Source organism: Shewanella sp. SG44-2, assembly GCF_014164215.1.
GTDB lineage: Bacteria > Pseudomonadota > Gammaproteobacteria > Enterobacterales > Shewanellaceae > Shewanella > Shewanella frigidimarina.
In genome coordinates this window covers 1-22,592 of the sequence record NZ_JACJEU010000039.1, presented here as the reverse complement: position 1 = coordinate 22,592, position 22,592 = coordinate 1, and the positions used below count along the sequence as shown (strand labels likewise).

General features: G+C 41.1%; 22 protein-coding genes and 4 pseudogenes. 5 read left to right on the top strand and 21 right to left on the bottom strand.

Translation table 11 applies throughout. From position 1 onward, the window contains the following. The 14 genes and pseudogenes from H5181_RS20620 to H5181_RS18950 all read right to left on the bottom strand — a co-directional run. Window positions 1-453, bottom strand: a pseudogene (locus tag H5181_RS20620) (flagellin FliC); the annotation flags it as partial. 80 nt (window positions 454-533) lie between these two features. Beyond that, window positions 534-1,736: a flagellar hook-associated protein FlgL gene (gene flgL / locus H5181_RS19010; protein ID WP_182751788.1), complete on the bottom strand. Its 1,203-nt coding sequence runs from the start codon at window positions 1,734-1,736 to the stop codon at window positions 534-536. 10 nt (window positions 1,737-1,746) lie between these two features. Continuing rightward, window positions 1,747-3,675, bottom strand: a complete 1,929-nt coding sequence (gene flgK, locus H5181_RS19005) for a flagellar hook-associated protein FlgK (protein WP_182751787.1) — start codon at window positions 3,673-3,675, stop codon at window positions 1,747-1,749. Further along, window positions 3,675-4,817: a flagellar assembly peptidoglycan hydrolase FlgJ gene (gene flgJ, locus H5181_RS19000; RefSeq protein ID WP_182751786.1), complete on the bottom strand. Its 1,143-nt coding sequence runs from the start codon at window positions 4,815-4,817 to the stop codon at window positions 3,675-3,677. Before flgJ ends, flgK begins: the two co-directional genes overlap by 1 nt. A gap of 17 nt (window positions 4,818-4,834) precedes the next feature. After that, entirely contained in the window at window positions 4,835-5,932 is a 1,098-nt protein-coding gene (locus H5181_RS18995) for a flagellar basal body P-ring protein FlgI (RefSeq protein WP_123883922.1), read from the bottom strand. Window positions 5,933-5,942: 10 nt separating this feature from the next. Beyond that, window positions 5,943-6,617, bottom strand: coding sequence for a flagellar basal body L-ring protein FlgH (flgH, locus tag H5181_RS18990; protein ID WP_182751785.1), 675 nt, complete (start codon window positions 6,615-6,617; stop codon window positions 5,943-5,945). A gap of 9 nt (window positions 6,618-6,626) precedes the next feature. After that, complete coding sequence (gene flgG / locus H5181_RS18985) at window positions 6,627-7,415, bottom strand: flagellar basal-body rod protein FlgG (RefSeq protein ID WP_011636640.1); 789 nt, start codon at window positions 7,413-7,415, stop codon at window positions 6,627-6,629. A gap of 11 nt (window positions 7,416-7,426) precedes the next feature. Further along, window positions 7,427-8,170: a flagellar basal-body rod protein FlgF gene (flgF, locus tag H5181_RS18980; RefSeq protein WP_101085429.1), complete on the bottom strand. Its 744-nt coding sequence runs from the start codon at window positions 8,168-8,170 to the stop codon at window positions 7,427-7,429. 288 nt (window positions 8,171-8,458) lie between these two features. Beyond that, window positions 8,459-9,853 carry a flagellar hook protein FlgE gene (gene flgE / locus H5181_RS18975; protein ID WP_182751784.1) on the bottom strand — a complete coding sequence of 465 codons (1,395 nt, stop codon included), beginning with the start codon at window positions 9,851-9,853 and terminating at the stop codon, window positions 8,459-8,461. Window positions 9,854-9,913: 60 nt separating this feature from the next. Beyond that, window positions 9,914-10,699: a flagellar hook assembly protein FlgD gene (flgD, locus tag H5181_RS18970; protein ID WP_011636637.1), complete on the bottom strand. Its 786-nt coding sequence runs from the start codon at window positions 10,697-10,699 to the stop codon at window positions 9,914-9,916. 23 nt (window positions 10,700-10,722) lie between these two features. Next, window positions 10,723-11,139, bottom strand: a complete 417-nt coding sequence (gene flgC, locus H5181_RS18965; protein WP_011636636.1) for a flagellar basal body rod protein FlgC — start codon at window positions 11,137-11,139, stop codon at window positions 10,723-10,725. A 2-nt stretch (window positions 11,140-11,141) separates the two neighbouring features. Further along, the gene (flgB, locus tag H5181_RS18960; RefSeq protein ID WP_011636635.1) at window positions 11,142-11,540 is read right to left on the bottom strand and encodes a flagellar basal body rod protein FlgB; all 399 of its coding nucleotides are present in this window, start codon (window positions 11,538-11,540) and stop codon (window positions 11,142-11,144) included. A 136-nt stretch (window positions 11,541-11,676) separates the two neighbouring features. Continuing rightward, window positions 11,677-12,510, bottom strand: coding sequence for a protein-glutamate O-methyltransferase CheR (locus tag H5181_RS18955; RefSeq protein ID WP_011636634.1), 834 nt, complete (start codon window positions 12,508-12,510; stop codon window positions 11,677-11,679). 72 nt (window positions 12,511-12,582) lie between these two features. Continuing rightward, window positions 12,583-13,503, bottom strand: coding sequence for a chemotaxis protein CheV (locus H5181_RS18950; protein WP_011636633.1), 921 nt, complete (start codon window positions 13,501-13,503; stop codon window positions 12,583-12,585). Window positions 13,504-13,872: 369 nt separating this feature from the next. Here H5181_RS18950 and flgA point away from each other — a divergent pair, with 369 nt between their 5' ends. The 3 genes from flgA to H5181_RS18935 all read left to right on the top strand — a co-directional run bounded on the left by flgA (window position 13,873) and on the right by H5181_RS18935 (window position 15,560). Then, entirely contained in the window at window positions 13,873-14,580 is a 708-nt protein-coding gene (gene flgA, locus H5181_RS18945; protein ID WP_182751783.1) for a flagellar basal body P-ring formation chaperone FlgA, read from the top strand. A gap of 74 nt (window positions 14,581-14,654) precedes the next feature. Next, window positions 14,655-14,984 (top strand): flagellar biosynthesis anti-sigma factor FlgM, encoded by a 330-nt coding sequence (flgM, locus tag H5181_RS18940; RefSeq protein ID WP_182751782.1) that lies wholly within the window; start codon window positions 14,655-14,657, stop codon window positions 14,982-14,984. A 102-nt stretch (window positions 14,985-15,086) separates the two neighbouring features. Continuing rightward, entirely contained in the window at window positions 15,087-15,560 is a 474-nt protein-coding gene (locus tag H5181_RS18935; RefSeq protein ID WP_182751781.1) for a flagella synthesis protein FlgN, read from the top strand. 156 nt (window positions 15,561-15,716) lie between these two features. On the opposite strand, the gene H5181_RS18930 is transcribed toward H5181_RS18935, so the two are convergent. Both H5181_RS18930 and H5181_RS18925 read right to left on the bottom strand, forming a co-directional pair. Then, entirely contained in the window at window positions 15,717-16,277 is a 561-nt protein-coding gene (locus tag H5181_RS18930) for a chalcone isomerase family protein (RefSeq protein ID WP_182751780.1), read from the bottom strand. Between the two features lie 80 nt (window positions 16,278-16,357). Next, a complete protein-coding gene (locus tag H5181_RS18925) occupies window positions 16,358-16,837 on the bottom strand; it encodes a DUF2947 domain-containing protein (RefSeq protein WP_011636628.1) in 480 nt (159 codons plus the stop codon). 314 nt (window positions 16,838-17,151) lie between these two features. Here H5181_RS18925 and H5181_RS18920 point away from each other — a divergent pair. Further along, window positions 17,152-17,313 (top strand): annotated as a pseudogene (locus H5181_RS18920) (ISAs1 family transposase); the annotation flags it as partial. 214 nt (window positions 17,314-17,527) lie between these two features. On the opposite strand, the gene H5181_RS18915 reads toward H5181_RS18920, so the two are convergent. After that, window positions 17,528-18,220 carry a cytidylyltransferase domain-containing protein gene (locus tag H5181_RS18915; RefSeq protein ID WP_182751779.1) on the bottom strand — a complete coding sequence of 231 codons (693 nt, stop codon included), beginning with the start codon at window positions 18,218-18,220 and terminating at the stop codon, window positions 17,528-17,530. Then, window positions 18,217-19,275: a nucleotidyltransferase family protein gene (locus tag H5181_RS18910; RefSeq protein ID WP_182751778.1), complete on the bottom strand. Its 1,059-nt coding sequence runs from the start codon at window positions 19,273-19,275 to the stop codon at window positions 18,217-18,219. Before H5181_RS18910 ends, H5181_RS18915 begins: the two co-directional genes overlap by 4 nt. A gap of 508 nt (window positions 19,276-19,783) precedes the next feature. Between H5181_RS18910 and H5181_RS18905 the strand changes: the two are divergent. Then, window positions 19,784-19,972 (top strand): annotated as a pseudogene (locus tag H5181_RS18905) (IS4 family transposase); the annotation flags it as partial. Between the two features lie 52 nt (window positions 19,973-20,024). Here the strand turns inward: H5181_RS18905 and tnpC are convergent. The 3 genes and pseudogenes from tnpC to tnpA form a co-directional block, all read right to left on the bottom strand. Further along, window positions 20,025-21,520, bottom strand: a pseudogene (gene tnpC / locus H5181_RS18900) (IS66 family transposase). A gap of 90 nt (window positions 21,521-21,610) precedes the next feature. Further along, the gene (gene tnpB, locus H5181_RS18895; protein ID WP_182751777.1) at window positions 21,611-21,955 is read right to left on the bottom strand and encodes an IS66 family insertion sequence element accessory protein TnpB; all 345 of its coding nucleotides are present in this window, start codon (window positions 21,953-21,955) and stop codon (window positions 21,611-21,613) included. Then, a complete protein-coding gene (gene tnpA / locus H5181_RS18890; RefSeq protein ID WP_182751776.1) occupies window positions 21,952-22,242 on the bottom strand; it encodes an IS66 family insertion sequence element accessory protein TnpA in 291 nt (96 codons plus the stop codon). The genes tnpB and tnpA overlap by 4 nt, the downstream gene beginning before the upstream one ends. Window positions 22,243-22,592: the final 350 nt, after the last annotated feature.

Genomic DNA, 22,592 nt, shown 5'->3' with positions numbered 1-22,592 from the left:
GTGACCTACTTGGAAAACTTTATCTGTATAACCACCAGAGGTCAACTTAGTATCACCAAAAGCGGTCGTATTTGCAATTGCCGTTATTTCAGTTGCAAGCGAGTCCATTTCATTTTGAAGAGCTGTAATATCACTGGTTGAATTTGCACCGTTAGTCGCTTGCACAGTTAGGTCGCGCATACGTTGCAGAATGTTAGTTTGCTCTTGCATTGCACCTTCTGCAATTTGTGCAATTGAAATCGCATCATTCGCATTGCGCATACCAACGTCTAAACCACGTACTTGAGAATTCAAACGATTTGAAATAGCTAAACCGGCAGCATCATCTTTAGCACTGTTAATGCGTAAACCACTCGATAAACGTTCCATCGACGTCGATAATGCTTGACTTGATGTATTTAAGTTCTTTTGTGCTTTCATTGATGTCACGTTGGTATTTACTGTAATAGCCATAAGTAATTCCTCATTCCTAGTTTTGTTGCCAAGACTGTGGAGCTTGGCTAAATTTTACAATTTAACGAGATTGCTTATTGTTAGATGTAATCAAACAATGACAGCGAACCCACTTTACTAAACACACTCGATACCGCATTAAGTGCAAGTTGTTGCTTTTCAAATTCTGTAATAGCTTCGGCATAATCTAAATCTTCGAGAATAGATAGCGTACTGCTATTGATAATTTTTTCTTCCAAATGGTTTGTCGAAATGCTCTCTAAACCTTTCAAATTGTTACCCGCGATCCCTCTTGCTGTACTGACTTGATTTTGACCACTATCAATATCATTCAATAGTTGTGCCAACTGCGACTTTCCTTGAGGGGTATTTGTGCCTTCCGGCGTTTTCAATAAGGCAAGTGCTTTGCTAAATGAATCAAAAATACTAATCGTTTCAATAGGCTCGATAGTAAATGAGTCACCTGCTGTCGGAGTCCCGCTTAATTTAACGTCTATGCCATTAAAAGAAACCGCATTAGTAGGATCAAAGTTAACAACTGTTTTGACTGCTGTGTTAGCCGAACTTGATACTTCAAGATCAACAGCAGTACCATTTGCAACAAATTTAAATGTATATGTATCAGGTGTATGAGGTGTAGAACCTGTTATTTTGGCACTAGCAACGGTAAAGTCACCTTGTTGTGGAGACAAATAATTGACGCCATAATCACCTAAAGGATTAGCGGCATTCATAAAGGCTGAATCACCAGGAATATTTGTCGCCATTGCAATACCTGAAGCTACAACACTTTTTCTAACGCCAGAATCACCGCTGTAAACAATTTCACCATTAGTATCGAAAGCAAAGGGTTGAGAATTCGTTTTATTACCCGCAAACATATAATTGCCAGATTCATCCTTGCTATTGGCAATAGACATTAGCTCTTCTAGACTCGATCTCATTTCATCGGCAATCATTTGCCGCTCAACTGAACTAAGACTGCCGTTAGCGCCTCTTAATAATTGCTCACGCATTGATGAAATTAATGTCTCAGCACTACCAATTTTGCTTTCACTAATGGCTAAACGGTTTGTGGCGTAATCAATATTCTTTTCATATTGTGCAACTAATGTATTTTTCTGCTTTAGATTATCAATACCAATAGCCGCAACTGGGTCGTCACCCGCAGTATTAACCTTTTTGCCACTATCAATTTGCGCCATGATGGTGTTGGTGGCAGATTGCTTATTTAATATGCTATTGGTGTTTTGCTGAAACATCTGTCCGGTAGAAATTCTCATGATGTATCTCCTAGCGAACCGAGCTGAATAAAGTATCGAAAATGGTTTGCGCTGTAGTCATAATTCTGGCAGCTGCTTGATAGGATTGTTGAAAGCGCAATAGATTTGCAGCTTCTTCATCAAGGTTTACACCAGATTCACTTTGCACCCGAGTACTAGCTTGTTGATATATTGCCGTCGCCGAGCCCACACGCACTTCAGCAGACTTAGTTTGGCTACCAATATCCAATTTAGTATTTTCAAATACACTGGTTAAGGTGCCAGTGCCGTTATTCATTAATTTGGTGTCCGACAGCTTAGCCATTTCAACGGCATTACTGTTGTCGCCTTCGGCAAATGCTAAATCAAACGTAAATGTATCGATAACACCAGCAGTGGATTGATCGTCAATTTCGAAACTAAAACCAAAACCCGTATTAATTTGTGGTGGAGTAAATGCGGTTGGGCCACCAACGCTCGTGCCAGCGGCATTAAAAACTTCAAAAGTTTTTGTAGCGGTATTGGTATTAACTCGAACCGAAAGTTCACTTCCTGTAACCGGGAAGTTAGCATCGGCACGATTAATGGCATTCACTTTTACCGCTAACTCACCAGAGTTGGTTGTATTTGGCGTAATTTGAGGCCCAGCAGCGGCAATGCCTTTAGGGTCGGTCATCACTACTTTTAAACCTGCAGCAGCACCAGCCGTTGGACGAATTTCAAACTTATCACCATCCGCTATTGGGCCGCCGGCAACATTAATGCTAAAACCTGCACTACTTGTTAATTGAGTACCCGATAATGTTAAGTTTGATACTTTTCCGGTTTGATTATCTGTTAATTGATAACCATTCGCTGTGGTAAAACTCAGTTGGTAGGTGCTTCCTGACAATGCGCCAACATCGTCAATATTGACCGACATGGCTGCCGTACCGCTATTAGTAGAATTACTTCCTACACGACCAGATGACATTAATGGGTCGTTAATATCACTAAAAATATCGCTACCAACGTCACCGTTTAAATCAAAACCTTTAGACTGCATTTCATTAAAGGTGTCTGCTATGCCTAACGCTAATTGGCCTAGTTCAGTACTGGCAGGTAATAAGGTATCGTCCCTAAATGAAAATAATGCGCCAAGTTGACCACCCAGCTTAGACGGATCAACATTAAGAGTTTTATCGCCAATAGAAGCATTAATGCGTGGTTCATTTGGGTAAGGGTCGCCAGTACTGATGCCCATCGACATCGACACTTCACCTGACACCAACATTACTGAGCCGCCCAGCATAATTGACTTTGCACCAGTATCTAACGGAATAACATTAACCTGCGCATACTGGCTGAGTTCTAAAATGAGGGCGTCTTGCTTGTCTAGTACTTGGCTGTCTTGGTCTTGAGATTTCATCAACTCTAAATTGATGTTGCCTAGCTCTTTACTGATTTCATTTATTCGAGTGGTAATGGATTCTATTTGGCTATTGGTTTGTTTCACCTGGCCATCTAGTTGTGATTGCATTTGATTTAAGCCAATGGCCAACTGCTGCGCAGAACTTAAGCTGTTTGTACGAATACCAAGATCTGTCGGTAAATCGGCCACACTATTAATGCTAGCAAAAAAGTTATTTAGATTTTCTGGCACCATTTTGCCAATTTGAGAATAAATCTCATCTAACTCACTTAACTTATTGTAAGACGTTTCAGCCGCACTCATGCTGGTTTGGCCGATGCGTAATTCACGTGCGGCAAATTCGTTATAAACACGTTTAACATCCGACACATAAGTACCGGTGCCATAAAAACTATTGCCCAAGCGTTGTGATTCTAATGATGACTGAGTAGCAACTTGACGGTTGTAACCTTCAGTATTGGCATTGGCGATGTTATTACTGGTCACACCTAACTGTGCTTGAGATGCTTGAACGCCTGTGCGAGCGATATTGAGTAAGTCAATCGACATTATTTAGTCTCCACAGGTAATATAGATTTAAGGCCTTCTTTAACCGATTTCATCACATTGATGACTTTATTGGCATATTGAGGGTCTGTGGCGTAGCCAGCTTTTTGTAACGCTTTAATAAATTGAGTTGGTTCAGCGGCAACTTTACGTGCATCCTGATAACGATCGCCTTGGCTAATAAATGACACAAAGTCATTAAAGCTCTGTTCAAGGTTGTCATACATTCTGAAATCCGCTTTTTGTTGCACCGCGATGCCCTTTTCAAACTCCAATGTATTGACTGAGGTTTTATCACCTTGCCAACGCTTGTCTGCTTTAATATTAAACAGGTTATGGCTCATAGTGCCGTCGTTACGGCGTACCACTTTTTGGCCCCAACCGGTTTCTAACGCCGACTGGGCAATTAATACCTCAGCTGAGGTTCCTAACGATTTAGCCGCTTTTTCAGCGTGGGGATACAACACTGAGATAAAATGTTCTGGGCTGGTAAATTGACTCACTGCTATGCCTTTGCTTTTTGGCAAAGTAACATCAGCTTGCGGCAATACTTTGCCTATTTGTACCGCTTGACTGGCTAATTGCTCACCGCGCAATACACTATTTAACTGTTCACCGTCTAGCACATTAGTAAGTTGGGCTGACATTGGTCGCATCGATTCGGCGCTATCTATAACAGAATGGGCAATAACAGAATGCGATGCTGCTATTTGATCTTTTGGCGCAATAATATCGAGAGTGTCTTTATCTAACTCTGTTGCTGGAGCAACAAACATACTTGGGTTAACTTTGTAGTCTGTATTACCACGCAATACCGATGCTGGTGTAATGGGGCTATCATCTGGGTCTAATTGCTGCACCATCATCTCAGCCAGCCCCAACATGCCTTTATTAGATAAATCGACTGACATTTGCTGATCGCGCATTTGTTCAAAAAATGCGGTGGTTTCACTGTTCATTGGATTGTCTGACTTAAACGCGGCATTAGCATCTCGCATGCTTTTCATTAGCATTTGAATAAAGATACCTTCAAATTGCTTTGCCGCTTCTTTAAGTGCCCCCTTCTCGTCTTTCTGGGCTTGGACACGAAGTGAATCTAGTCCTCCTAGATCCAGAAAGTTCGATGAAGCTGACAACTTTTCCATAGTCATTCCGACAATTATTAGATGATGATAAGTTCACCATGCAAAGCGCCTGCCATTTTTAACGCTTCGAGTATGGCAAGTACGTCTGATGGTGCGGCACCCACTAAATTCACGGCTCTGACAAGCTCATCAAGTGTGGTACCTGGATTAAACATAAACATACGACGATCTTTTTCTGACACATCAATCGTACTGTTTGTCGTAACAACCGTATCACCACCCGCTAATGCGTTGGGTTGTGACACTTGGGTGGCCTCAGCAATAGTCACGGTTAATCCGCCATGAGTGACAGCTGCGGGTAATAACTTGACGTTTTGGCCAACCACAATGGTGCCGGTACGTGAGTTAACAATCACTTTGGCTGATTCTTCTGCTGGTATAACTTCAATGTTTTCTAATACCGATAAAAACGACACCCGCTGTGAAGCATCGCGTGGCGCGCTCACTTGAATAGAGGTGGCGTCAATTGCCTTTGCCATATCCGGACCCAGTAAATCGTTAATTGCATCTGCGGTACGTTTGGCGGTTGAAAAATCAGAGCGACGTAAATTAAACGTAAGGTAATCACCGCTAGCAAACGGACTAATTACACTGCGCTCGACAATGGCACCACTTGGGATACGGCCAACGGTTGGAGTGTTTTGAATCACCATTGAGCCATCTAGCCCTTCGGCACTAAAACCACTTACAATTAAGCTTCCCTGAGCAATGGCATACACATTGCCATCGACCCCTTTCAAGAAAGTTTGTAATAAAGTGCCACCACGTAAACTTTTTGCTTCACCTAAACTGGACACGGTAATGTCAAGATTTTGACCCGGCTTAATAAAGGCCGGCATTTCGGCATGCACAGCAACGACAGCGACGTTCTTTGAATTAGGACGAACAGAGTCTGGTAAATTAATGCCGAAATTTTTGAGCATGGTTCTGAAAGTTTGTTCGGTATAACGGGTTTTTTCCCCTGTACCAGGCAAACCCACCACCAAGCCATAACCCACTAATTGGTTACTTCGCACCCCTTGAATACTGGCGATGTCTTTAATCCGTTCGGCATGTGCAGGCGCGGTTAGCATTAATATTGATGCAACAGCCGCTACAATCAGGTTGATTTTCATGCATTACTCCTTAAAAAGGCCACCAGTCACTCATAAAGAATGAACTCAGCCAACCGACTTTTTGGGAGTCAGCAAACGTACCGGTACCGCTATACTGAATACGAGCGTTAGCCACTCGTGTCGAATCGATTGTATTGTCTGGATTAATGTCTTCACTGCGGATCATTCCGGTGACACGAATAAACTCATCACCGTTGTTAATTGAAATCCATTTTTCACCGCGGATCACCAAGTTGCCGTTACTGAGCACTTGGATGATATTGGCTGAAATACTGCCATCTAAACTGTTAGATTGATCGGCATCAGACTCGCGCTTGGTATTCATGCTGTCGGAGTAACCTAAATCAATTGGGACACCACTGATGGAAATATTTTTACCGCCGGCATAAACGGGCTCTACGCTTAAATCTGAGCCTTTTTTGATTTCGTTATTAGCACTTTTCGACGCTTGTGTGGACTCTTTTAACGTGACGGTAATAATGTCACCGACGCGATGCGCACGAATATCGGAATACAAGCTTGATGCTTGGCTATCAAGATAAATAGATCCCGTTGGCGCCACCTGCGTCGGAACGGTATCTGGGTATACCGGCGCATAAAATGGGTCATCAGCAATGGGTTTTCTGGCTGTAGAACTACAGCCAACCAATAACACCACTGAAGCTAACGCAATGTATTTAATCATGTTAGCTCCTTAGAGATTCTGATTAATATAAGACAGCATCTGATCAACTGCCGATATAACCTTTGAGTTCATCTCGTAAATACGTTGACCTTGGATAAGGTTGACCAACTCTTCTGTTACATTCACGTTAGAGGTTTCTAGTGCTCCTTGGCGAATAGAACCTAAGCCGTCTAACGATGCTGTACCTTGAATAGGTGTGCCGCTTGCACCCGTTTCGGTATACAAGTTTTGTCCTAACGGGTCTAAACCTGCCGGATTAATAAAATCGGTCATGGTTAACTGGCCAATAACCTGACTTGCAGCGGTACCAGGGGTTTGCACTGATACTTCGCCCGATGCAGACACCGTAATACTGGTGGAATCATCCGGGATGGTAATTGGCGGTTGCACCACATAGCCTGAACCTGGAGTTACAATCTGACCGGTATCATCTAAGCTGAACTGGCCATTACGCGTGTAGGCTGCTGTACCATCTGGCATTTGCACTTCAAAAAAGCCCGAACCTTCAATCATTAAATCTAATGAGTTATCGGTAGTCAGCATGTTGCCTTGGGTAAACATTTTTTGGGTAGCAACAACTTTAGTACCCGCACCAATGTTTAAACCATTGGGTAATTTGCTATTATCTGAGCTTATGCCACCGGCTTGATTAACCGTTTGATACAGTAAGTCTTCAAATACCGCGCGACTTTTCTTAAATCCGACAGTGCTGGCGTTGGCCACGTTATTCGAAATAACGGCAATGTTAGTTTGCTGGGCATCGACACCGGTTTTACTTATCCATAACGCTGGATGCATAATAATTACTCCTAACTAATTCTCATCAAGGAAGTGGACGCCCGATCAATTTCTTCAGCGTTCTTCATCATTTTGACTTGCATTTCGTATTGACGTTGAATATCAATCATGGCGACCATTTCATGCACTGAGTTCACATTACTGCCTTCAACCGCGCCGCTTTCAACTTGAACGCCGGGGTCGTTTGGTGCATTGCCACCCGCAGTTAAGCGAAACAACCCATCTTCACCGCGCATGAGGTTTTCGTTACCAGGATTAACTAATTTAATCCTCGCGACCTCTTCTATCACTTCCGCGGTTGCTCCTTGCGGACGTACTGAAATAATACCGTTGGCGGAAATTTCTATTTTCTCAACCGGGATGGGTAACACAATAGGACCCGAAGCTCCCATTACAGGGCGGTTACTGCTATTTAACAACAAACCTGTACTGTCAATTTTTAAACTGCCCGCACGGGTGTATCCTTCAGAACCATCTGCCGCTTGCACTGCAAGCCAGCCATCACCCTTAACCGCAATATCAAGGTCACGACCAGTGGTTTTAATCGGACCACCGTTAAAATTACTGCCTGGGCTTTCCATCATCGAAAATACCCGTGTAGGCAAGCCTTCACCAAATGCCTGCATTGAACGGGCTTGGACCATGTCAGCTTTAAATCCATCAGTATTGGCGTTAGCAAGATTGTTCGCACTCACTGCTAGGGCATTCATCCCCTGCTTTGCGCCACTCATGGCAATATAAAGAAATTTGTCCATTTTTTGCTCCGTCAAACTTTCTGCAAAAACACTATATACACAGAATAAGCAAGTATCATGCCAATGAGATTTAAGTTGTGTTGTAAGGAGGTAACTACATGAATCAGTTAATCAATAAAATTAACGAATAACGCGTGAGTGTCAAAAAAGCATCTATCAACACTAGTGAGGTAATAACAAGGAGTAGCGAGGAGTAACAATAACAAGGATAAAGGCAAGGTGTTGCCGTAAACGGCAACACCTATTATCACGTAAACATAAATTAATAAGGTAAAGGTAAACGTAAACTTAGCGGATCTGTAATATCGTTTGATTCAAAGTATTGTTGACTTCAAGTGTACGCGAGTTAGCTTGGAAGTTACGCTGAGCAGAGATTAAATCAACCAGCTCTGTGGTTAAATCAACGTTTGATTGCTCAAGCGCAGACGAACGAATACTACCAAATGTACCGCTATTGGCCTCACCGGCTAACGCTGGGCCCGAATCTAAACTGGCTTTCCAAGAAGTATTGCCCACTTGAGTGAGCCCTTGTTCGTTAGCAAAACGAACTAAAGCCACTCGCGCTAACGGAACCGTTGAGCCATTACTATAACTGGCGGTAATTAAACCATCTGAACCAATACCGACATTGGTTAATCGACCCACGGTAATACCATCTTGAGTCAATTCAGTCACTTCAAACGGAGAAGAATACTGAGTTGGATTATTAAATTTTATCGTAAGGGCTTGAGTACCATCAGCGCCGGGGCCTAAAGCACCTGCACCACCAGCACCTAGTGCTTCAGTGGTAATAGTACCAGGGCTACTGCCAGTATAAGCACCAACAGAATTAAATTTTAGGACAGCCCCTGACCACACTCCGCCATCAGTCGGGTTATTGGCAGTCGCGGTACCGGTAAATGTATTATCACCAACTTTATCCCCATCACTATCAGTGTCATAACTAGCAGCACCAGTAACAGGATCTGGCTCAACATCCACAGGGTCACCATCGACGGCATAAAAGACCACCCAATTACTTTCATCAGTATATGAACCGTTCGTTGGCTTAACAAAGTAGGTGGTCATAATATGCGACTCACCTAACGAATCATAAATCGTCACCGAGGTGGAATTATTAAATGTATCAGAATCGGCAGGATTAAAATTAGCGGGATCTAAGGCTTCCTCACTCACATTAAGATTCATCTGCAAACCAACATTACCGGTTTGCACAGGGCTACCCGCCGTGTCAGGGATCTTAATTGGTTGAGTTGTGGTTAAACTGACAGAGGTTGAACCACCATCTTCATCCACGGGGAAACCTTGTAAAAAATTACCCGCTGAGTCGACCATATAATTACTTGAGTCAACTTTAAACGCCCCCGCACGGGTGTATGACTGATCTTGCGAACCTAATTCTGAAGAGGTAACAAAGAAGCCACCACCACTGATCGCCATATCCAACGAGTTACTGGTAAATTGCAAGCTACCTTGATGAAACTGCTGCGCAACTTGTGTGGTAGTTGCACCGCCACCCACTGCCGTTTTACTGTTAGAAAAAATTGAATTGGCGTAAACGTCAGCAAATTCAGCTCGAGATTCTTTAAAACCAATAGTATTGACGTTCGCGATGTTATTCGCGGTCGTATTTAAATCTTTTTGCGCGGCAGCGATACCACTCAATGCGATGTTAAATGACATATTACACCTCTCACATTTAATTCATTTATGATGACAGCTAACGGTTCGTTATTAGCCGTACTATGTTTCAGATACTGCGAGTACGTCAGATAACTTAATTCCACCTACTCCACGCAAATTCAAAATTGCTCCTGTTGCTACAGTGCCTAATGACACACTAGTAACATGAGCGTAAGTCGACACGGCTAAATCTTCCGACGTTCCATCGACTTTACCACTGGCCTTAATGGCATAATTACCCGCTTTAGCTGGGTTACCACTTTTATCTAAACCATCCCAAGTCACATCAACATTGCCGCCTTTACTGCCGTCAACATTAAAGCTCTTAATAAGCTGACCCGACTCGTCTTCAATCCTTACCGTAATCGTTTCAATTGCTGACGGCGTACTGATCACCCCTTTTATCTCAGAGCTTTCAGTAGAGATAGCGCCGGTATCAGAAGGAATTAGCACTTTTCGTCCAACCAAGCCTGAAGCTTGTAACGCCTGGCTAGAACTCATCACAGTATTAAGGTTAAGGATTTCATCATTAAGATTTGAAATACCATCGACTGTAGAAAACGATGCCATTTGGGCAATCATTTGATCGTTATCAACCGGTTTAAAAGGATCTTGCATCGACAACTGCTGACTAAGTAAAGCAAAAAAATCCTCTTGCTTTAACATCTGATCTTTTGATTCAGGGATAGCGCTTTCTTCAGGCAAACGAATTCCGTCTAGGAAAGGATTACCCGTAGTCGTGCTGGTCGTATTTGTCTGTACAGAACTTTTCGTTGTAGCGCTAGTATTAGATGCACTACTGGATTGTTGCGGTAAAGACTGACTGTAAGAATTAACGAGGCTCATTGTTACCTCCTTGAATAATCATACTATTTACCCATCCTTAATGTCTGTTGCAACATAGACTTTGTTGCATCAGCCACCTGAACGTTCATTTGATAAGAACGCGATGCAGAAATCATATCCGCCATTTCTTCCATCACATTGACATTAGGTTTATAGATAAAACCATCACCATCCGCCATGGGATGGTCTGGCGAATATTCTTTTAATAATGGTTTATCACTTTCGACAATGCCTTTAACGGTCACGCCAGGTGAGCTATTTTGTTGGCTATTGGCTTTTAGCATTTCGGCTTCAAAAACGGGATGACGCGCGCGATAGGTTTTATCGACACTGCTAGACACAGAATCAGCATTGGCAATATTACTGGCGGTGGTATTCAAACGCACTGACTGCGCAGACATACCTGAACCAGAAACATTAAAAATATTAAATAAACTCATAATTAATCACCTCGCAATGCTTTACGCATGCCATTAAATTTTCCCTCAAGAAAGCCTAATGACATTTGATATTCGAGCGCATTTTGCATAAATGCAGCTTGCTCTTTTTGCGTATCGACAGTATTACCATCGCCAGTATCAGCTTGATTTGGCATACGATATTGAACATGCTGTTGACTTAACGCCGTTAAATCAAAATGTTTCTCTGTAGTTTGGCTCATACTCAAGCCTTTCTGATGCGAGCTTGCAGCTTGCATAGCAGAAGCAAAATTGACATCTTGAGCTTTATAATGAGGAGTATTGGCATTGGCGATATTACTTGAAATCACTTCTGCTCTTTGCGCTCGAACGCCCAAAGAATATTGGTGAACACCTAATGCATTATCGAAATTAATCGCCATAAAATTGCCTCCATCAGCTAACTGATAGAAATAAAGCAAAGGTTATGCCAACAATTTAATTTATGGGTGAATAAAAGACAAAAACAAACATGCCGACGAATGCCGGCATGATAAATAGGTTAAACTATTATATTATCTAGGTTTTCTTTTGATAATAGATCCCAGGATTACAGCGAACCATATTAAATTCATCGGTTAACCCTGCTAGAGATTCTGACGCACCCAAAAATAAAATACCCTTAGGATTAAGTGCGGCAGCAAATTGCCGCAAAATTTTAGCCTTTGCCTCAGGAGCAAAGTAAATCAACACATTGCGGCAAAAAATAATATCGTATTTACCTAATAAGCTATAACTTTCAAGTAGATTATGGGCTCTAAAGTTAACTAAACGCTTCACATTATCTTTAACTTTCATGTTGCCTGAAGGCAAAGCATCAAAAAACTGACGTTTACGTTCTTCAGACAAACCACGAGCAAGTGCTAAACCATCATATTCAGCATTCTTACAACGATCTAACATAGAAGGTGATAAGTCTGTTGCCTGAATCGTCGCGCCTCCTGGTAAAGTACCAGGTTTACGCTGTTGATATTCCAACACCGTCATGGCCAACGAATAAGGTTCTTGCCCTGAAGAGCATGCCGCCGACCAAATTTTTAATGGTCTGCCAAGCTTGCTGTATTCAGGCAGTAGAGTATTGTGCAGTAATTCAAATGGATAACGGTCTCGAAACCATAACGTTTCATTGGTGGTCATCGCATCTATCACTTCAGCGCGCAGTTGCCGCTCTATCGGTTTCATCGACTTTTTAACCACCTCAGACAAAGAAGGCAAATTATGCTTCCCCATCAAAGGTGCTAAACGACTGCGTACTAAATATTGTTTGTTCTCACCTAACACAATACCGCTATGCTGTTCTAAAAACAGTCTAAATTGATTGTACTCTGCTTCAGCAAGTGATTTATCTGTCACATTATCTTCCTAATATGTAAGCCTATGAGTTTAACCTCCAATATTTTGCAATCTTTTGCAATAATAAAAGGTTTATAAACTTAAATGTTTGTTAACCGCAGCGGCTAACTCATCGGGGTTAAACTTAGCAATAAAGTCGTTAGCCCCTACTTTTTGTACCATCGCCTGGTTAAATACACCACTTAATGATGTGTGCAATACTACTTTGATATTCTTTAATTTTGGATCATTACGAATTTCAGCCGTTAAGGTGTAGCCATCCATTTCAGGCATTTCAATATCAGAAATGATTAACGGGATCTCAACTGACACATCATCCATTTCTGCGGCAATACTTTTCAGTTTTTCTAACGCCTCTCTACCATCTTTAGCGGTATCGATTTGCAGATTTAATGACTCTAACGAACGAATAATTTGTTTACGTGCCACTGCTGAATCATCAATAACCATAATATGATAATGCTGCTCTCTATCAATAGTTAATGCTTCATTGAGCTCTTTACTGATAGAAGTCTTAACCGGTGAAATTTCATCAAGAATTTTTTCAACGTCTAGAATCTCAACCAACTCACCTTCAATCTCTGTCACCGCGGTTAAATAAGAAGAACGGCCAGAACCTTGCGGTGGAGGCATAATCGCTTCCCAGTTCATGTTGATAATACGTTCAACAGAACTCACTAAAAAACCTTGAATACTACGGTTATATTCGGAAATGATAATAAAGCAATTTTCTGTTGATGTCAGTGGACGTCCACCCGTTGCAGCACTTAAATCGATAACGGAAATGGTTGCACCACGAATATGAGCAACACCTTTAACAAAACGGTTTAATTTAGGCAACGTAGTCAGTGGTGGACATTGCAAAACCTCTTTCACTTTAAACACGTTAATGCCAAACCGTTGACGGCCGCTAAGCCTAAACAATAGCAGCTCTAGTCTGTTTTGCCCGACAAGTTGGGTACGTTTATTTACTGAATCTAAAATACTCGACATAACAAGGCCTTGTAGTTAACTGTCACCCAAAAGGATAAAAATTGTTCTCTGAAATTATAGTAAACCTTGGTTTAGCATAATACGGTTAGTGCATATCTTACTGATGATCACTCAATTTGAGTTTAAACCATCACCAATCTAACAAATACATCTCAATTTAATGAATCAAAAAAGTGGGCATGCAACTTGCTTTAATTTGTATAAATTAGCTCGCACTGTGAACTGACACTTTTTTGACAAAGGGATAATGTTATTCTTATGTCCCCTAGCCCATTTATTTTAGCTTATTGCGTATGCAGAGATTACTCGCATATTTTTCGTTTTTCAAAGTATAGGTGCATTCTGGCAAAACAAGCTAGTATCTTCATTATGAAAGTATTTTTTTTATGTTTTTTGTGTTCAATAACATTTTCTTTGCCAGCATTTGCTAGCGAAGAAATTATCACACCTTCTCTATCGACCATTTATAAGTTAGCTAAAGAGGCGGTAGCCAAAAAAATTGATGCTGACTCAAAAGCTAAAGTGCAAATAACCCCACAAAATCTTGAGGGCCGTATCAGTCCACCGGCCTGTTACCCGCCGATTAATGTTGAACTTGCCAGTGAACGAGCTATTAGTCGAAATAACATGGTAAAACTCAGCTGCAATAGCCCAGACTATGATTATCCATGGCAAATGTATCTCTCTGTTCGAGTCGAAATCCAATATCCTGTTGTGGTTGCTAACCAACTATTGTCCCCAGACCAAATTATTGGCGAACATCATTTACAAGTTATGTATGTTGACCAATATAGCTTAAAAGGTCAGTTTTTTTCCGACACCACGACATTAATTGGTTCACGAGTGAAACGCCGGGTAGCGAAAGACTCTCCAGTATTAAGTAATAACCTGTGTTTTGTTTGCAAAGGTGACACGGTTTCTATCTATGCAAAAACCACTAATGTAGAAATAAAAACCCTTGGAGAAGCACTGCGAGATGGCAATATCGATGAGGTTATCAGAGTAAAAAACAGTAACACTAGCAAACAATTTGATGCTGTTGTAATTGGCGTTGGCGAAGTTGAAGTAAGAATGTAAAATAGCGTTAAAGTTTTTTCCTGGGGTGCCGATAGCCTGATTGGAAAACCTGATTAATTACGCTGGAGCCTAACATGGCAATTGACATTAAGCATAACACTGCTACCAATACACAAATGCGCACTGCACGTAACACGCAGTCTGCTACGCAATCTACAACTGCTGCAGCCCCAAAATCAGCTGCACCGGTTAAAACAGATTCCGTTAGCATTACCTCTCAAGCTCAACAGCTTCAGAGCGCGCAAACAAAAATGGCATCGTTACCAGAAGTCGACCTAAAAAAGGTCGCTGAAATTAAACAAGCAATCTCTGAGGGACGATATAAAGTTGACCCAGAAAAACTTGCTGCGAATATTGCCAGCTTTGAAGCAGAGCTAGGCGGTTTATCGTTTGACAGAGAGTAACCGTTAAACGTTACTCTTTAATTTGTTTTAACGACACACAGATAATTAGGTGCAAACTTGCATCATAGAGAAGTGTTAGTTAAGAAAACCTAAGAGTAATTTATGACAGAGTTAAACCAGCAATTACATAAGCAAGCAAGCGAAGAACAGCTCAAAGAGCTACACCAACTGCTTGATAACCAAAATCAGACATTAGTGCAGCTGAAATCGCTTATTGTTGAAGAAAAAGCGGCATTATCCAAACAAGATGCCGATAAGCTGCTGGCACTTTCCAAAGATAAAACCCAGTGCTTATTCAATATGAAAACTACTGACGAGAAACTGGCAAACCACCCACAGCACAATCTGCTTACTACCGATGCTGAATTGGCACAACAAGTCGCACAAGCTAGAGCTATTCTCGCCGAGTGCAAAGACATCAACAGCCAGAATGCCAGCTTGATTGAGCTCAATATCGCCAGCCTCAATCGATTTGCCCAGGCATTACAAGCCAGCCGCAATGCCTCAAGCTTGACCTACAATGACAAAGGTAAAACCTCTACCATTTCAACACTAGGCAATGACTTTTCAGCCTAATAAAGCCTAGAGGCTATAAAACTTAGCAACAGCCTAGAGCGCTGCGCTGCTAGGACGCTTCGCGGCTAGAGGCTATAAAATCTTAGCTGCGAAGCTGTCCCTAGAAGCGCAGCGACCCTAGCAGGACGTAGTCCGCCCTAGAACCTAGCAGGTGATTTACTGAGCTAGCATAGCTTGGCGTAAACTTTGTTGTGCAGGCTCTTCACCTAACCAAATCTTAAGTAAAGCCTGACGAAATGCCTCTCCAGCAATATCTCCCTGAGCTATCCCATTTTTAATACTGCTCACGCCCTTGCCTTTTTGAGTAACAAAAGTAAATTGATCACCTTCGACAATTTCATCTGCAAACAATTGGGTAAAATGTTCAATATCTTTGGCAATTGAGTGAGTGTCATCGTCGGTAGCAGCTTCAAAACCGTCAGTAATGGCATCACGCATTTTGTCTGAAGTGATCATCCCAGAAGTAATTGTTAGCTGGATCACCGCTATCGGCTGAGCAAGCACATCTTCCAGAGTGTGCGCTTTTGTCGGCAGATATAAACTACCCACATATAAATCCATAAAAAATTTACTGCGTACACCAGCGCCATTCAATATCAATGGCTGCTCTACTACTGTCATTTGCTCTGCTACATCAACATCTGCAATCATGCTAGCTTGTGCCAACATCGGCATCATTAACGATAAGCTCAATCCAATTGAAGCTAATACTTTCATATAAACTCTCTAAAAAAACGCAATGCAAACGACTACAACATCAGCCGTTTAACCAACAACCACAACTCAAGTCGGGTAATTTAACCGCGGACGCCTAATTTATATTGGCCATTCTGTAGAAACATCAAGGCTTGCTTGTGCTTTGGCGAGATGAGTATTGGGCCATCATCAAAAAATAAAAAGCACTTCCAATTACGCACAAACACATCCCAGCGAGTTTCAACTATTTGGTACTTTTCATAACAAAAGTACACCACCGCATCATCAGGCCATTGAATATGCGCAATAATTGCTTCAGGCATCGCATTATCATTAGAATCCCATGCCGACTGCCAATGCTCCGTTGCCGCCCAAGCATCTTGCTTTATTGGCCAATCGCCTTTTTCAAACAATTCAGCACGACTACTCTTATTGCTTATCCACTTATCCCACACTTCCATGGCACTTTTATCGGTCAGTGGTTTAATCAAGGCCTTATCATCATCTGATACAGGCAAATCTTTATGGTTAAAAATCCACTTACGCTTATAAAGATCAAACGGAATATATGAATGTGACAAACAACTGCTCCTAGCAACAAAAAATGAAGCGCAATTATAACGCTAAAGCCGATCAGACTGCGATAGCGACAGGGATAAATGATGTGATGAATTATAAAAAAAGAATAAAAAATAACTAACAAATAATGATAGACTGCGTGAAGCTGCGCCCTTATCCCAAGTGTTGAACAAGCCCGAACACGTGAGATGTGACTCTTTATTATGTAAATAACAGCTCGAAAACACACCGTTTGACGTGATTGTTATTGTTATTGTTTTGGGCAACTTATCTGCGGTCAGCAAGTTCCCTTTGCCAGTTATTTAACTCGCTTACAGATGAAGATGGTTCTAGTATCTTAGCTATCCTAAGGCGTTGAGCATTAAATTTAGTGAAATTACACCTCGCAAAAACGAATTAAAATCAGAAGTTTAATAGGGAATGCTGGAGTGATAACTTCAGAGAAGAGATTATTTTTGGTGTCGGTCAAAAAGTATAATCAACCCTGCCCTTTCAGGCACTTTTTATACAGTAAAAAAACTCATAAATAAAAATGTTAAAATCTGTATATTTAAAGATCTACAGAGCAACCCGACATTAAGGGTTAACATATGACCCTGCATATAAATAAATCAATAAAATATCAAATAAATTGTAAATGTATTAAAGTTATACACTAAATGATTATAATTAATATTGAATTCAAGTAAACATTACATGGTCAAAATAGCTTCCGCCAATTTAAAATCAATATAATTGTCTATATCTACAGACCTTATTGTAGGCATAATAATACTAAACATATTATTATTATATTTAATGCCTTTATTTTTAATAAAAGAAGATGCTGTAAAAACATAAACAGCACCATTAAGGCGATAACAAGTTGGTAAGTCTTGGCTACGCTTACCTTTAACGTCTTCTTTAATAAAAGTCCCCATGTTACCATCATTCGGTAAGCTGTTACTCCAATATGGACTATGCTCACATTCACATAATGAAACAACACTATCGCAATTAACGGTAATTAGTTTATCTAATGCCGCATCTATATCTACGGCCAAACGTAATGGTGATGTTGGCTGCAAGATAACAACAATATCAGAATCATTTACTGATAATTCAGTTAATAGGTGAAATATAACACAATCCATCGATGTCGAATCATCGGAAATATCGGATGGACGCATAAAAGGAGTTTTCGCACCATATTGGCGTGCTACGTTTGCAATCTCATTGCAATCCGTACTTACAATCACTTGATCTACATAGTTAGACTCTAGTCCTGCCGCTATTGACCAAGCAATTAATGGCTTACCTTGTAAAGGTAATACATTTTTACGAGGTAAGCGTTTACTCCCACTTCTAGCAGGTATCAAAGCTATCACTTTACGATTATTTATCATTCGTTCATTCCTAAATTGTGAATATCTGCTTGTGCACGATTAAAATCATCCATGCGACCAATATCCAGCCAGTACTCATGAATTGGAAACATCAGTACGTCCTTCTGTTTAGCAATATACTGTTCTAACAAGGTAGGCATATCGATTATATGATCAACAGGTACTGAACAAGCTAATGCTTGACTGACGACATAAATACCTGCATTAACAAAAAAACGTTGAGTCGGTTTTTCTACCATGCTGATAATTTTATTACCTTCATTATTAATAACACCATAAGGAATTTGATAATCATATTTACGCACGCACATGGTCGCATGAGCTGCATTATCAATATGAAACTCTAATAAACGTTCAAAGTTTACTTTCGTTAATACATCACCATTCATCATAATAATCGGTAAATCAGGCATATCTTGTGGTAATAATCCTAAAGCGCCACCTGTGCCTAATGGGCTATCTTCATGAACATAATGGATGTTAACCCCCCACTGACTACCATCACCAAAATGTGATTGAATTTTTTCTGGCATGAAGTGTGTTGATATATAAAAGTTAACAAAACCGGAGTTAATGAAGCTTATAATAACCGTTTCTAAAATAGGTTTATCACCAATGTACAGCATAGGTTTTGGACAGTTATCCGTTAAGGGCCGTAAGCGAGTACCATAGCCACCAGCCATAATTAAAATCGGATTTTGATGTTGCGTCTTCTTCATGACATGTTGCAAAGTCTCAACACCAACCACTTTGTCATCCGTTAAAATCGGTATCGAGTTAATACCATTATTTTGCATTAATGCTAATAATGATGCCTTAGTTGTACTCACGGTAGCAGTCGTTGGCGTTGTAAACATAATGTCACTAACAGGAGCTGAAAGCGCGATGCTATTAATCAATGCTCGACGTATATCACCATCCGTAACAGTACCGAGTAATTTATGATTATCATCAACAACAAGTACAAGTTGCATAGCCTCTTTATTAAGAACTTGTAATACTTCCTGTATATTAGTATCAGGCGAAACTAATATATTTTTCCAATTATGACTCATAACAGTTGAAACCTTTTATATTGCCAATTTTAATGGCGGATAAGATTAATCATAACTTATTTAATACCTAGTGGCTGTTGATCTTTGTTTGGATTTTGTGCAGAAAAGGTAATCTCGCATGATTCACTTCGCAAAAAATACAATGAAATTACCATGTATCGATTAATGCTCACTGATAGGATGTAGTCGAAGATAAAAGTTATTCTGCTTGAAGATAGAGTTTATAACAAGCAAAAGTATTCATTTACGATGGAAGGGATCCACTATCGGTTACATGCTGGCTATCCTTGGCGAGATTTACATGAATATTTTGGCTTATAGAATATGATATACCATGGTTTTTTTACTGTGGTTAAGAAAAGGTATTTTACTCAGGCAGTTCAAAACATAATCGACTGATAGTGATACTAAGTGGGAATTTATTGATGGAAGTTATGTTAAAGCCCATCAATAAACTGCAGGTGCCTCATCTGAGAGAAATCAAATACGTGGTAATACAAGCAAAATCCATCTCGGTGTATACCTCTTAGGTAAACAGACTACTTTCAAATCTCTTTTAGTCATTTTTAAACGTAATGCTAAAGGGCGAAAAGATAAAACAGCAACGGGTGACAAAGCCAGACAGAGTAAGCAGTCTCGTGCAAGTGCAGAGCGAGAAAAAGAGCCTTGGCTACTAGCGACATCACTTTGTAATTCAGTAAGCGCTCAATTAACCGGTGAAGGTTATTCTGCTTCACCTAATCAACATTCTACGGCAGCAAATCAGACAGTTCATCTGATGGTGCACGCTTGGGTAATTCCGTAAATAGATGACGGACATAGTAGTAGGGATTCAAATCATTGGCACTGCAGGTCATCACCAGGCTGTACAAATTCGCACTGGCTTTAGCCCCACCCACCGACGTCGAGAACATCCAATTTTTTCGTCCTGTGGTAAACGGCCTAATATCCCGCTCAGTGTCATTATTATCAATACTGATATCCCCACCTTCAAGATAGGTCCGTAATTTAGGCCACTGATTTAAGGTGTAACTAATGGCTTTGCCCAATGCCCTTTAGGTAAAACATGTTGGCTGTTCAGCCAAGAATAAAATTCATTGAGGATAGGTTCGGCTTGTTGCTTTCTCAGCTGTTGACGCGCTTGGGAGGTTAAGTTTTTTGCCTGCTTTTCTATCCCGTAAAGTTTGGCTATGTAACTGAGCGCTTTTTCGGGTTTACCTGCTTTTTTTGAAGGCGATGCTTTTTGAGCATCGGTAAATTTACGTCTGGCATGTGCCATACAAGGAGCTTGAGTGACCTGTTCAAGCGTATTGTAAGCACTGTAGCCATCTGTCAGGAGGTAGCCTGAGTATCCCGTTAGGAAATCCTTTACACAGGCGGCAGCAGGACTCGGTTGATAGTCGTAAATAACCGCAGGGTTTTCTGCAAATTCACCACTGCGGTAAACCCACATGTACGACTTAGTTTCGGCTTTTCTGTCTTCTTCTCGAAGGATTTGTACCGTTGTTTCATCGGCACAAATGAGTTTTTCGCTCAGGAGCTTATCCTTCATTGCATCGATAATGACTTGGACTTTATCACCTAGCTGTACACACCAATTTGCGAGCGAGCCTCTGCTTATATCAATTCCTGAGCGATTTAACATATCAACCTGGCGATACAGTGGTAATGCATCCACGTATTTAGCGGTTACGATAGCGGCAAACGTTTCAGCACTGCCCATGCTTTTAGGCAGCATACTCCCAGGCTTAGGGGCGGTAATGACTTTATTGCTGACGTGTGTTTTTTCACATTGACGACACGTGTATTTGGTACGCTCATGACGGATAACGCTGACTTTCTGTGGAATGATTTTTAGCGCTTCACTGACTTCTTTACCGCATTCATGAAGGGGTGTTTGGCAACATTCACAACAAGGGGCACTGAGTTCGTGCTGATAAACTTCACGCTCAAGCGCTTCAGGTAACGGTTTTCTGCCTGTTTTAGCCTTGGTCTTATTTACTTTGGGCAACGCATGTTGCTGCTCAGCTTCGTTAAACGTGCCTTTGGCTACTTTTTCACTTTGCGATGAAAAACGTTTTGATTTACTTAAGTTGAGCTGTTCAATAAGCAACTCAACTTGAGTTTGAAGCTCACTCACTTGCTCCTGTTTAGCTTGAAGTAATACTTTTTGAGCATCATTCTCTTGCTGTAGTTGCAGCAAAATGGCTTTGAGTTGTGCCATATCATCAGGTAAGTCTGTCAAGGTGGCTCAGGTCTTAAAAGGTTTTTAATATCCTTAGTCTGACAGCAAAAAATGATCGTTCAAGTAGAAATTTGCGATCAACATTCGCCGTCACACTTCAAGTCCAAATATGGGTCGATGCGCCTTAGGATTATCTAAGGTTAATCCCGATAATAGCCACTGTAATTGCTGCTTGCTGATATGAACTGCGCCATCACATTTTGGTGCTGGCCACTTAAAGTGGCCTTTTTCGAGACGACGATAATAAAGCCAAAATCCATTAGTATCACAGAATAAGATTTTGAGCTTATCGCGGTGTCGATTACAAAAGATAAACCAAGCCTGGCTAAATGGGTCCATCTCAAGCGTATCAGCAACGATTAATGATAATCCATCAATCGACTTTCTCATGTCGGTGACACCCGACACTAAATACACGTTACCAGTGGGAGTCATTGTAATGCTGCAACCCAATGTTTGATTTGTGTTTGACTGAGCATCGAAGGGAGTTCAGCGCGAATATCGTTAGGTAATAATAGCACCACGACATCAGTGCTTCCCTGGTCAAAGACAATTGGCTGAACTTGTTGCTTGGCCCCTTTACTGTTGAGTTTTTTGACCCAATAGTAAAGTGTTTGATAGTGGATTGACCGCTCAGTACAAAATTGTTTAATCGGTAACTGGCTTTGTTTGAACTCAGTCAGTATTTGAGTCCAGTGGTCATGTTTTTGCGATTGATTCATAGCGTCTCCTTTGTAAAGGAGCACTATGCCAAAACCTGATTTTTATTGGTATGTGGGGTTAATTGACCGCTTACGTAATTCAAGTGCTACCGTTAAAAGGGTCACTGGCTAACAGGGATCAAGACGCTACAAGATTTAATCAAGGATCCACAAGCATGCTATTAAATTCGTGGGCGTCCATCAGACTCTGGGGGGAATTGAAAACGAGTTACGCTGGGTGCTTAATGACCTGGTCAACTGAATTAGGTCACCCTAGTTAAGTTCGTTAAGCGACTTCTTTTATCTGCTTATCCATACGCTCAAATTCATTGGGACTTTGGTAGTCAAGGTATGAATGCATTCGTTGGCTG